The 13,079-nt window shown below is 29.1% G+C and carries 9 protein-coding genes; 3 read left to right on the top strand and 6 right to left on the bottom strand.

The genetic code is table 11. From position 1 onward, the window contains the following. Positions 1–24 precede the first annotated feature (24 nt). The 3 genes from BLV71_RS12700 to BLV71_RS12690 form a co-directional block, all read right to left on the bottom strand. Positions 25–837: an enoyl-ACP reductase FabI gene (locus BLV71_RS12700; protein ID WP_093870915.1), complete on the bottom strand. Its 813-nt coding sequence runs from the start codon at positions 835–837 to the stop codon at positions 25–27. 88 nt (positions 838–925) lie between these two features. Further along, on the bottom strand, positions 926–2,578 hold the full coding sequence (gene recN, locus BLV71_RS12695; protein WP_093870914.1) for a DNA repair protein RecN: 1,653 nt from the start codon (positions 2,576–2,578) through the stop codon (positions 926–928). 98 nt (positions 2,579–2,676) lie between these two features. Beyond that, the gene (locus BLV71_RS12690; RefSeq protein ID WP_093870913.1) at positions 2,677–4,500 is read right to left on the bottom strand and encodes a cation:proton antiporter; all 1,824 of its coding nucleotides are present in this window, start codon (positions 4,498–4,500) and stop codon (positions 2,677–2,679) included. A 78-nt stretch (positions 4,501–4,578) separates the two neighbouring features. Between BLV71_RS12690 and BLV71_RS12685 the strand changes: the two genes are divergently transcribed. Both BLV71_RS12685 and BLV71_RS12680 read left to right on the top strand, forming a co-directional pair. Beyond that, complete coding sequence (locus tag BLV71_RS12685) at positions 4,579–5,406, top strand: universal stress protein (protein ID WP_255405198.1); 828 nt, start codon at positions 4,579–4,581, stop codon at positions 5,404–5,406. 5 nt (positions 5,407–5,411) lie between these two features. Continuing rightward, positions 5,412–7,631, top strand: coding sequence for a SulP family inorganic anion transporter (locus BLV71_RS12680; protein ID WP_093870912.1), 2,220 nt, complete (start codon positions 5,412–5,414; stop codon positions 7,629–7,631). Here the strand turns inward: BLV71_RS12680 and pbpC are convergent. Beyond that, positions 7,615–9,960, bottom strand: a complete 2,346-nt coding sequence (gene pbpC, locus BLV71_RS12675; RefSeq protein WP_255405197.1) for a penicillin-binding protein 1C — start codon at positions 9,958–9,960, stop codon at positions 7,615–7,617. The genes BLV71_RS12680 and pbpC overlap by 17 nt on opposite strands. Before the next feature lie 92 nt (positions 9,961–10,052). On the opposite strand from pbpC, the gene BLV71_RS12670 reads away from it, so the two are divergent. Continuing rightward, entirely contained in the window at positions 10,053–11,000 is a 948-nt protein-coding gene (locus BLV71_RS12670; protein WP_093870910.1) for a tRNA dihydrouridine synthase, read from the top strand. A 655-nt stretch (positions 11,001–11,655) separates the two neighbouring features. On the opposite strand, the gene BLV71_RS12665 is transcribed toward BLV71_RS12670, so the two are convergent. Together BLV71_RS12665 and BLV71_RS12660 are read right to left on the bottom strand one after the other, a co-directional pair. Next, positions 11,656–12,336 (bottom strand): type 1 glutamine amidotransferase domain-containing protein, encoded by a 681-nt coding sequence (locus BLV71_RS12665; protein ID WP_093870909.1) that lies wholly within the window; start codon positions 12,334–12,336, stop codon positions 11,656–11,658. Positions 12,337–12,475: 139 nt separating this feature from the next. Continuing rightward, a complete protein-coding gene (locus BLV71_RS12660) occupies positions 12,476–13,060 on the bottom strand; it encodes a Crp/Fnr family transcriptional regulator (protein ID WP_093870908.1) in 585 nt (194 codons plus the stop codon). Positions 13,061–13,079: the final 19 nt, after the last annotated feature.

Raw genomic sequence — 13,079 nt, 5'->3', positions numbered from 1 at the left:
TTATGAATTCTTAAAAAAATTCTTTTATTCTGTAACAAATTTATCCATTACGGCATCACTAACTCCCATATTAGAAAACCCTCCATCATGGTATAAGTTTTGTAATGTAACTTTCTTTGTTAAGTCTGAAAATAATGAAATTGTATAATCTGCACATTCTAATGCTGTTGCATTTCCTAATGGTGACATTTTTTCAGCATAAGAAATAAACCCATCAAATCCTTTTACACCACTTCCTGCTGTAGTTGGAGTTGGAGATTGTGATACAGTATTTACTCTAACTTTATGATCACGTCCAAAGAAATACCCAAAACTACGAGCTATCGATTCTAAATATGCTTTATTATCAGCCATATCATTATAATCAGGGAACACTCTTTGAGCAGCCATATATGTTAAAGCCACAATACTACCCCATTCATTCATTGCTTTTTTGTTGTACAAAACATTCATTGTTTTATGAAAAGATAATGCCGAAACATCAAACCCTTTCATTGTAAAATCGTATTTTGAATCAGTATAATGGCGACCTTTACGCACATTTACCGACATACCTATAGAGTGTAAAACAAAATCAATTTTACCCCCTAAAATTTCCATAGATTTTTCTACTAAATTATTTAAATCATCCATAGAAGTTGCATCAGCTGGAACAATTTGTGATCCTGTTTTTTCAGCCAACGTATTTAATTCTCCCATTCTCATTGCTATAGGAGCATTTGTTAAAACAAATTCAGCTCCTTCTTCATGTGCTCTCTCTGCTACTTTCCATGCTATTGAATGTTCATTTAAAGCTCCAAAAATAATTCCTTTTTTACCTTTTAATAAATTATACATAGTGTTGTTATAGTCTTTTCTTTAGTTATTTGAGTATTTCTTCTTTAAATTAGTAGTTTACCTAATCAATGAAAAACTTTTATTATTATTATCCTAATAATTCTTTAGCATGTGTTAATGCACTTTCAGAAAAATCTTTTCCGCTTAACATTTCTGCTATTTCAGCAACTCTTTCATCATAGTTTAAGCGTTTTAAATTTGAAGTAGTTACCCCTTTTTCTTCTCCCTTAAAAACTTTATAATGTTGCTGTCCTTGTGAAGCTATTTGCGGTAAATGTGTAATAGTTATTACTTGCATATTCTCACCCATATCATTCATTATTTTTGCTATTTTATTTGAAACTTCTCCAGAAACACCTGTATCTATTTCATCAAAAATAATGGTTGGCAATTGAATATTACTTGAAAGTATTTTTTTAATGGAAAGCATTATTCTGGAAAGTTCACCACCAGAAGCTACTTTTTTTAGTTCACCGAAATTACCACCTTTATTTGCTGAAAATAAAAACACTAATTCGTCTTTACCATTTACTGTATAAATTACACTTGGTTTTACTTCTATTAAAAACTGTGCATTTGGCATACCTAACTCAGTTAATAAATACTTTAACTCTTTTTGTAACTTAGGTATTCCTTTATTTCTTCCTTTAGTAATTAAACTAGCTACTTCATCTAATTTAACAGCTACAGCTATAATTTCAGATTCCTTCTTAGTTATATTTTCACTCGCTCCTTCAACTTGTGCTACTTTTTCTGATAATGATTCATGAATTTTTTGTAATTCTTCAATCGTAGCCACACCATGTTTCTTTTCTAAGTTATATATAAGTTGTAGTCTATCGTTTAGTTCTTCTATTTCATTCGGATTAAAATCTACTTGTTCATTGGCAGATTCTAATTCAGTTACAATATCGTCTAATTCAATTTTTATACTTGAAACTCTAGAAGTTAACTCTTCATATTCAGCTGAAAAAGAACTTATTTTCTGTAACTTACTTTCTAAAGAATGTAATTGAGTTTGTATACCTAAATCTTCATTAACAGTTATTTGTAAACCTTCAGATAAGTTTAACTTAATATCTTCAATATTATTAAGTTTTTCAATCTTCTCTTCTAAAGTTTTTTGTTCTCCTACTTTAAGGTTTGCTTCTTCTAGTTCATTAAATAAATGAAGATTATATTCGTATTGTTCAGTTGACTTTTGAGCCTGATCTTTTAACTCTTTTAATTCTTTTTTTAATCCATTATACTTACGTAAACCTCTTTTATAAGAAGCTATTTTAGCTTGATTTTTAGCTAGAGCATCAAGAATTGAAAATTGAAAGTTAATATCAGATAACTGTATAGTTTGATGCTGAGAGTGTATATCTATCAATTTTACTTTTAAAGCTGTTAAAACTGATAGATTTACAGGAGTATCATTTACAAAAGCTCTAGATTTACCAGATGGTAAAATCTCTCTTCTTATAATTGTTTCCTCTTCATAATCTACATCTAATTCCTCAAAAACGGATTCTAAATTGTATCCACCTAATAAGAACTGAGCTTCAATAATACATTTTTTTTCTGCATTTTTTAGTGATGACAAATCAGCTCGATTTCCCATTACTAAACCTAAAGCTCCTAATAAAATCGATTTCCCTGCTCCAGTTTCACCAGTTATTATAGATAGCCCTTTGGTGAAATCAATCGATAATTGATTGATTAAAGCGTAATTATGTATTTTTAAATGTGTAAGCAAATTCTAAACTTTCTGAAAGATAAAAGTAAGTATTTTGAATGAATAAAAAACATATAGATTTTTAAAAGTATTTTGGTATTTAAAACATCAGTTTTTAATTAGAATTCTAAATTTTTACCTACATAAACTAAACTCCAGTTTTCCATAGATGTAATCTTTTTTTCAAACTCTGAAATTAATAAGATTTCATTTGATTTATTTTTTACCAAAATAGGAATAGATTTCAGTTCTTCATTGATTTTCCCTAGTACAGTTTTATACTCTTCCTTAGATTTAATAAGAGTTTCATGAACTTCAGGAAATTCTCTGATAGCCTCTAGTAAACTAAAATAATCATCTTCTTTGGTAAATAACTTTTCCTCATCTTCATATTCTTTTGTATTTACTTCTTTAGAGTTAGCTAAACGGTAAGAACCTTGCTCTCCAAAAATAGACGAGAAATTTGACATTGCATATTCATTTATTGAGTCACTTCCTGTCATTGCTATCATATAACCTACGTCATTTAACTCTATGTTATCAGTAAGCTCATTGTCATATACATTAATTTCATAGGATTCTAATCCTTCATTATTAGCCTTTTCTATATTATCTCTGTTAGAATCAATAATCACTACCCTTCTATCATTCTCTTGCAAATACTTTGCTATTAATCTAGCTACTTCAGATGCTCCTATTATCATTATTGCATTTGATCGTTTTAAAAACACACCTACTAATTTAGCAAACAATCTTGCAGTAGTTGCATTTAACAATACAGTACCTAAAACAACCATAAAAACAAGCGGAGTTATATACTCAGCTCCGTCTACTCCTTGCTTCATTAACTTAGATCCAAATAAAGAAGCAATACCTGCTGCAACTATACCTCTTGGTCCTACCCAACTAATAAAAAGCTTTTCATTTGTTTTTAAATTAGATTTATGCGTACTTAAAAACACTGCTAAAGGTCTTATTATAAAAACTATTAATGCAAAAAGTAATAATGTTTTCCACTCGTACAATAGCATTAGCTCTTTATAATCCATATTCGCAGCTAATAAAATAAATAATATAGAAATTAATAATACACTAAGTGATTCTTTAAAATATAATATTTCTTTTAAATCTTTTAACTTGCTATTTCCTAGTACCATTCCCATAACTACCACAGCTAATAAGCCTGATTCATGCGCAAACAATTCAGACTCTACAAAAACTAACAATACAGTTGATAATGAAACTACATTTAACAAGTAATGTGGAACCCATTTTTTATCAATTATGAAAATTAAAGCGTGCGCAAATGTAAATCCGAATGTTGTTCCAAATAATAAAATTTTTAAAAACTCCAATAAAGCTGTTAAAGTAAATCCAGCTCCTCCTCCAACACTAATAAACTCAAATACCAATACGGCAACTAATGCTCCAATAGGATCAATTAATATTCCCTCCCATTTTAGTACAGCAGAAACATCCTTCTTTAAAGGTATATTTCTTAAAATAGGAGTAATTACCGTTGGTCCTGTAACAATAATTAAACCTGAAAACAAAAATGAAAGTTTCCAATTTAAATTGAATATGTAATGAGCAGTAATCCCTGCTCCGAAAAATGTAATTGCCGATCCTAGCGTTATTAACTTACTAATAACAGGTCCAATATTCTTTATTTCCCCTCTTCTTAACGTTAATCCTCCTTCAAAAAGAATAATACTAATAGCCAATGAAACAAAATAATACAGCCCATCTCCAGGAAATAATCCTTTTTCTCCATTCCAAACTGGCTCAATCCATTTACTACCATCTTCATTAAAAAACTGAGCCGCAATAGGCCCTACAATCAATCCAATTAATATTAAAGGTAAAATAGCAGGAATCTTAAACTTCCATGCAACCCATTGTGCTAAAATCCCTAAAATTATAATCCCAGCTAATTCAATCATAGTTTAAATTTAAGTTTCATAGTTTTGTTTCCTAAAACTACAATAAAATTTTATATTCGAAGTCTAAAATTTACAATTTTGATTAACAAAATTATTATAGGTATTGCATTTTCTCCTAATTTAAAAGCCAATTTACTAGAGGCTATCAGATTAGCGAACATGTTTAAAGCAGAATTGATAGGTGTTCATGTTGGTGAAAAATCAATTCAAAAAGAAAATCAATTAAAAAAGTTGCTTTTTGAAGCACCAAAGCTACTAAAAGGATTTACAACTATTTGGCAAGAAGGAGAGCCAGTAGATGTTATTTTGAGTACCACAACTCAACAGCAAGCAGATTTACTTATTTTAGGAGCCTTACAAAAAGAAAATATCTATAAATATTATGTAGGATCTATCGCTCGAAAACTAACAAGAAAATCACCTTGTTCTGTTTTACTTTTAATAAAACCTTCTACTGAACGTGTTCCTTGTAAACATATTGTTGTTAATGGTTTACAGGATGAAGACACAGAAGAAACTATTAAAACAGCTTTTACTATTTCAAAAAATTTAGATTGTAAAAGAGTTACCATTGTAGAAGAAATTAGTCAAAACGAATTAAACGTAACAGTAAGTGATGATAAAACACTTCTCAAAGCAACTGAAGTAAAAGAACAGTTAAAAAACAGAGAAGATTTACGTGTAAAAAACATACTTAAAACTATAGATATTAAAGATATAAATGTAAAAACGCAAAGTATTTTCGGTAGAAGAGGATATTCTATTGGGCATTATGCTAAAGTTAAAAGAGCTGATTTACTTATAATGAATGCTCCAAAAAAAACAGGGATTTTACATAGAATTTTCCCTCATGATATAGAATATATCTTATCAGAATTACCAACCGATGTTTTAATAGTTAAATAATATAGATGGGAAGAAAGAATAATATTAAAACATTTTTAGGAGAGTTACCTCAAAATATATTTGCAGGTTTTGTTGTTTCATTAATAGCCCTTCCTTTGGGGTTTGGATTAGCTTTAGCTTCTGGTGCTCCACCAATGTCAGGAATTATAGCCGCAATAGTTGGTGGATCTGTAGTTGCTATTTTAGGTGGATCTAATGTTACTATAACTGGTCCTGGTAATGGTTTAGTTGTTGTTATTTTAGCTGCTATTACAACATTAGGTGCTGGTGATATGCAGCAAGGATTCTTATATACATTAGCTGCTATTGTAGTTTCTGGAGTTATCATGATTATCCTTGGTTTCCTTAGACTTGGTTCTTTAGGAGACTTTTTTCCTTCGTCCGCCATCCAAGGAATGTTAGCTGCAATTGGTATAGGAATATTCGCCAAACAAATACATGTTATGTTTGGTAACCTGGATGCTAAGGGTAGTATTATTGACTTGTTACTTCAAGTACCTGAAGGCATTGTTAATTTTACAAAAACAGATAGTCAAAGTGTTTTTTATGCTGGAATGGTTGGTGTTATAAGTTTACTTATAATGATATTTTATAGTAAAATACGTAATAAATACTTTCAATTAATCCCTGCTCCTATGTGGATTGTTGTTTTAAGTGTTGGTATGTATTATTACTTTGATATGGTATCACCTTCAACATATCCAATAGATAAAAGTTTATTAATAAACTTACCTGATAATGTACTTTCTAGCTTTGCTTTCCCTGATTTTGGAAAAGTATACGATTTTGAATTTATTAATGCTGTTATTGCAATTACTTTAATTGCTAGTATTGAAAGTTTATTAAGTATAAAAGCAGTTGATAAACTAGACCCTTTAAAAAGACGTTCAAATGTAAATAAAGATATTAGAGCTTTAGGATTAGCTACGGTAATCAGTGGTTTTCTAGGTGGTTTAAATGTGGTTACAGTTATTGCTCGTAGCTCAGTAAATGTTAACAACAAAGGGAGTAATCGTTCTGCTAACTTTTTTCATGCATCTTTTTTAGTTGCTTTTATTTTACTATTTGCTTCAGAGTTACGTAAAATACCATTACCTGCTCTTGCAGCTATTTTAGTTTATACAGGTTACAAATTAGCCTCACCTGAAAATATTAAAAAAGTATTTAAAATAGGAAAAGAGCAATTAATTATATTCTTAATTACATTATTTACCACTATTACTACCAATTTAATTACAGGAATCCTTGTTGGTATATTTTCTACCTTTATTATTCATGTAATTATTAATAAAAGTTTCATGTTTTTCATTAGAAACTTATTAAAGCCAAATGTTTTAATGTTTACTGAAGATGGTAAATATTACGTTTCAGTTGAAAATTTCTCAAGCTTTTTAAACTATACTCGTTTAAAATCTAAGCTAAACCAAATACCTGAACATGAAGATGCTATTGTAGATTTCTCTTTATGTGATTTTGTTGACCATTCAATTATGGAAAATATGAACAACTACATTGAGACTTTTAAACGAAAAGGCGGATACTTTGAAATTATTGGTTTAGATGGTTACAAAACTGGAAGTGAACATCCATTTGCTTTACGTAAAAACATACCAACAAATTTAATTGATAAATCGAAAAAAACTGTTTTAACAAAACGCCAAAAATCAGTTTCTAAAATTAGTAAAGAGTTAGGTTGGAGTTATAAAACCACTCCAAAAGAAGTTACTGAAATCCCAGAATTTGGATATTTTAAAACACGCCAAATTAATAAAGTATCTAACATTTTATCAAATGAAAATTGTGCTTTATTTGATGTTGAATTTTCTGAAGGAGAATTAATCGCTAAGCAAATTATTAAGGCAACAATGTTTTATATTAGTATAGATGAAAAAGTTCCTGAGTTTACTTTAGATAGGGAAGGAATTTTCGAATACATCTATCATTTTGCAGGCTTTAAAGATATTGATATTGAAGACCACCCTGATTTTTCTAGGCGTTTTTATTTATCTGGAAAAAACCAATTTGACATAAGAAGTTTTTTCACTGATGAATTAATTTTATTTTTTGAAAGTAATAATTATTATCATATTGAAGGTAGTAAAAATGGACTACTAATTATCGGTAAAGAACGTTTAGCTGGTGTTAAAGAAATTAAACAACTAGCTAATTTTGGAATTCGTTTAAAAGATGTTATTCATAAGGAAGAGCCTATAGCAGTTCTATAGTTCTCTTTCTTTCATTTCCTAAATCGTCTATTACAGTAATTTTATAGACTCCTTTTTCTTTAGGGTTTATAGCTTGCTCGTGGTATTCTTTTGTTTCTCCTATGAACACATTATTTAAATACCAATAAACTTTAGCTTCTGCATTTGCGTGAGTTAATTTAAGTATTAGTGGGTTTGTTTTAGTATCCTCAGATTTTGTTAATGAGATTTTTGAATATTGTTTTGTTGGAAAAACAAAGTCCATTGTATTGGAATCTAAAATAACACAATCACTTCTATAACTTGGTAATACTCTATAATTAGCATTTTTTTGCTGGTAATAATGTGCCATTAATGGAGGCAATATGAACCATGTTTTATTTTTTATACTAGTAACAGATTCGCAATTTGAATTTACTCTAAATTTTTCAGTTTGATCAATAGTTATTTGCTTATGATATGGGCATGATTTAGCTCGTACTCCATTTTTTTGGACTCTTTTAATAATTGAATTACATATTGGTAATGCTAAATAACCACTTTTTTCACAAATACTTTCTTCAACCAAGTTTTCATAAGGGGCTAAAAACCAATTTGACTTTGGTAAAACATCAAAAACATCAAACATTAATGGAGCAGCACTACCTACACCTGTTAAATCTGGCCTTCCTTCCCCATCAGAATTACCTACCCAAACACCTACAACATACTTTGAATTAGTTCCTATAGCCCATGCATCTTTATTACCAAAACTAGTACCAGTTTTCCATCCTATTTTTTGAGAAGAATCAAAATATTTCCATGCTTGATCTGTAAATGGTCTATTTACTTCAGTTAAGGTATTTAGTGTTAAAAAAGCGGTGCCTGCATCTATTTTATTGTATTTCTCAGTTGTAGCTCCAAAATTAACCTCATTCAACTCTATAAAAATAGGCTCTATAAATTCATTTTCATAATATTTATGTCCCAATTTTTCATAATGATTAACAATACCTGAATAACTTGCAAAGGTTTTACACAAATCCCATAAGCTAGCCTCTGCTCCACCTAAAATTAAAGATAACCCATAATAATCAGCTGATTTATTAATATGCTTTATCTGATACTCTTTTAAATCTTCTCTGAATTTTTCCAATCCATACGACTGTAACATACGTACGGCAGGAATATTCAGCGAACGAGTTAATGCTTCGTTGGCTGGAACTGCTCCATCAAAAGTCAGGTCAAAGTTTTTTGGTGTATAGCCTGCAATTTCTGTTGGAACATCAGGTATTAATTGAGTAGGAAGTAAATTTCCTGATTGAAGCATTTGCGCATATAAAAAAGGCTTTAAAGTACTACCTGTACTTCTTGGAGAAATCACATTATTTACATCTTTTTGATGTTTTTTATTAGTTGGAGAATTCCCTATGTAGCTCAATACTTTTCTAGTTTCAACGTCTAATACTAGTACAGCAATATTAAAAACTTCATTCTGCTTTTGTCGTTCGTAATGTTGTTTTACTAAATAATTTACACGTTTTTGTAAATGAAAATCTATGGTACTTTTTATATGTTTTCCTTTGAGTTCCTTTCCTACTTCTTGAACAAAATGAGGAGCAATAGAAGGAAGAGGAAAGGGTTTTTGAGGTAACTCTTCTTCTAAAGCTAATTCATAAGTAGTTTTATCAATTATTTTTTTTTTGTAAAGTTTATTTAATAGCCTGTTTCGTTTCTTTTTTAATTTTAATTGATTTTTACCTGGATATATCAATGATGGTGCATTAGGCAACACTGCTAAAGTAGCACTTTCAGCCCAAGACAGTTGGTTAGGTTGTAGCCCAAAATAACGCCAAGAAGCCATTTCTAAGCCTACAACATTTCCTCCAAAAGGTGCATGTGACGCATATAACTTTAATATTTCTTTTTTTGAAATTCTAAACTCTAAACGAGTTGCATAAATTAATTCCTTTAATTTTTCAATATAAGATCGTCTTTTATTTTTACGCGACAAACGAATTACTTGTTGAGTAATAGTACTTCCTCCTCTAACAACTCTTTTAGCTTTAATATTCTCTTTTAATGCCTTTGCAAGAGAAACTGGATTGAAACCAAAGTGTTTATAAAAATGAGCATCCTCAAATTGTAAAATACATTGTTCAAATTTTTTAGGAATAGAATCTAACTCTGGAAACCTCCATTGTCCATCATCAGCTATAAGTGCACCTAGCAATTCTTTATTTTTTGCAATAACAACTGTTGAAGTAGGATCTTCAAATAGTTTTTCGGGTAAACAGAAATAATATAGAACTAATAAAATAGCACTACTAATTATTTTTATTTTATGTTTTTTAAAAAAAACTAACACCACTTTTCTTTTACAATTTATACATATCAAAAGTATAAAGTTTATAGTTAAAATATCACAGATAAGTCTGCTATATTTGCAGCTTTGAATTTACTATGAGTTTTACCTTACTTTCATCACCTTTACAAGGTTTTACAGATTTCCGTTTTAGAAATGCACAAAACAAATATTTTGGTGGTATTGATACTTTTTATGCCCCTTATATTCGTTTAAATGGGAAATTTAAAATAAAATCAAGTTATGAACGTGATTTACAACCTGAAAATAACACAACTTTAACGGTTATACCACAGGTAATAACAAATGATCCTGATGAATTTTTATTTGTAGCTAAATATGTACAAAGTCTTGGTTACAAAGAATTAAATTGGAATTTGGGGTGCCCCTATCCAATGGTTACAAAATCAGGAATGGGATCTGGTTTAATTTGTAACCCAGCAAGAATTGATGAAGTTTTATCTAAAGCACATAATGAAACTGATATTTTAGTTTCTATGAAAATGCGAATGGGATATGAAAATAGCGAAGAAATTCTACACGCATTCCCTACTTTAGATAAATATCCTCTTAAAAATGTAGCCATTCATGCACGAATAGGAAAGCAATTATATAAAGGTGGAGTTGATTTAGACGCTTTTCAAAAATGTATTGATACTTCAAAACATCAATTATACTATAATGGCGATATTACTTCTGTAGAAGGATTCAAGTTAATGACAGAACGTTTTCCTAGCATTACTCATTTTATGATTGGACGAGGTTTAATTGCTGATCCGTTTTTACCACAAATGATAAAAGATAACACTACAGAATATCCTACTGATAGATGGCAACGTTTTGAAGCTTTTCATAATGAAATTTATCAACAATACGACGAGGCATTGTCTGGTCCTACTCCTATTAAAATGAAAATGCTCGGTTTTTGGGAATACTTTTCTAAATCTTTTTCTGACCCAAGAAAAACTTACAAGAAAATAAAAAAAGCAGGGAATCAAAAAAAATATCAAGTAGCTGTTAAAGAAATATTTAATAATGAAAAATAAAAAAAGTTTATAACTTAAAAAATATTTTTTTTATTTGTAATGATTGCTATTAACTAACGACTAAGCATACTAGAATTGAAAGGATAGATTTTAATTTTTGAAGGGTTAATTTACTATCACTTAAATAAAAAGGAACTCATACTATGAGTTCCTTTATTTTTTGATATCCTAACTTAAAGTTTCTTTTTCTATTTTTTTCAATTCAATGGTGTTTTAATACTACTTATCGAAACATAACACCTATTCAACTAATAATCAGACAACTTACTTAGTTCTTAAATTATATTTACAGTGTAGTTTAAAATTTGATTTTTCATTTTTTGGAAAATGTTTGGTTAGTTAGGAAAGAAGTCTTCGCAAGAATACTTCTTTCTTTTTTTATAAAACTTATTTTAGTTGTTTTACTATAAAATCTCAAATACCGTTTATCTATAGATACATTCTATTCAACTAATTTAATTCAACAAAACTCTTTCTTTAAATTACTTTTATGTAGAAGTTTTAAATAATTTCATTTTTAGTAAGTTTAAATTAGTTTGAGAGAAGGAGTAATTTTGAAGGGTTACTTCTTTTCTTTTTTATTTATAAAAAGCATACTAATAAAAAAGCGACCTGGATAAAAATTCAAATCGCTCTTATCATGTTTTATGTAGTTTTATTTCAGTTTTTTTAATAAAATTTCAGCCACTAATTCAGAAGATGCAGGATTTTGACCAGTAATTAATAATTCATCTTCTAAAACATAAGGTGCCCAATCATCACCTTTAGAAAATATTGCTCCATTTTCTTTTAGCATATTTTCTACTAAAAACGGAACCACGTTTGTTAATTGCACAGCTTCCTCTTCAGTATTAGAAAATCCAGTAACCTTTTTCCCTTTTACTAACGGAGTTCCCTCTTCATTTTTTGTATGTTTAAAAATAGCTGGTGCATGACAAACAGCTCCTACCGGTTTATTATTTTTTATGAATGATTCAATAAGTAAAATTGAATCTTTGTCTTCTACTAAATCCCATAAAGGACCATGCCCTCCTGGATAAAATACAGCATCATAATCTGCTTGATCAACTGTGTTTAATTTTATTGTTTTTGATACAATCTCTTTTGTTTCTTCATCTTTATAAAACCTAATTGTGGATGCAGTTTGAAAATCTGGCAATTCACTTTTTGGATCTATTGGTGGTTGCCCTCCTTTAGGTGATGCCAAAATAACCTCAACATTATTATCTTTAAAAAAATAATAGGGAGCTGCAAACTCTTCTATCCAAAATCCAGTTTTTTCACCAGTAGTCCCAAGTTCATCATGACTAGTTAATACAAATAATACTTTTTTCATTTTTTCTACTTTTTGTCTGAGTAAATTATTTTATTTAATGATCATTGTATCGCAGGAGAATATTTATATATACTCAAGTTGATACTTAAACAAAACTATAATACTTAAGACTTAAAATAATTGATGTATGGTAAGAAAACTATTTTTCAGCAATTTCTTTTCTAATTCTACTTAAACTTTCTGTTGTTATTCCTAAATAGGAAGCTATGTGGTAATTTTTTACACTTATTTCTATATTTGGGTATGTTTTAACAAAAGTAATATACCTTTCTTTTGCTGTTTGAGATAAAGCACCAAGTATTCTTTTTTGAAAACTAGAAAAAGCTCCTTCCATTTTCCTTCTAAAAAAAGTTTCTAATTTTGGTATAACTGTATATAAACTTTCCATTGACTCTTTAGATATCTTATATACAACTGCATCCTGGATGCAATCTATAGTCATAATTGCTTTTGAAGTTGTAAAAAAAGCTGTATAATCACTTATCCACCAGTCTTCAATAGCGAATTGTATAGTATGCTCTTTACCATCTTTACCTATAAAATAAGCTCTTAAACAACCGCTATAAATATAATATTGATTACCTACTGTTTTTCCAGAATTTAAAAGTCTGTCTCCCTTTTTTATAATGATTTTTTCAAATTTACGTTCAACAGTGCTTATTTCATCAACAGAAAAATTTATACCTTTAAAAATAGATAGTAATATGGATGTTTTTGAATTCATTTTTAATATACTATTGGAA

Origin of the sequence: Tenacibaculum sp. MAR_2010_89, from assembly GCF_900105985.1 — a bacterium.
GTDB lineage: Bacteria > Bacteroidota > Bacteroidia > Flavobacteriales > Flavobacteriaceae > Polaribacter > Polaribacter halocynthiae.
Note: the sequence above shows the minus strand (reverse complement) of the source record. Positions and strands in the feature narration are given on the sequence as shown.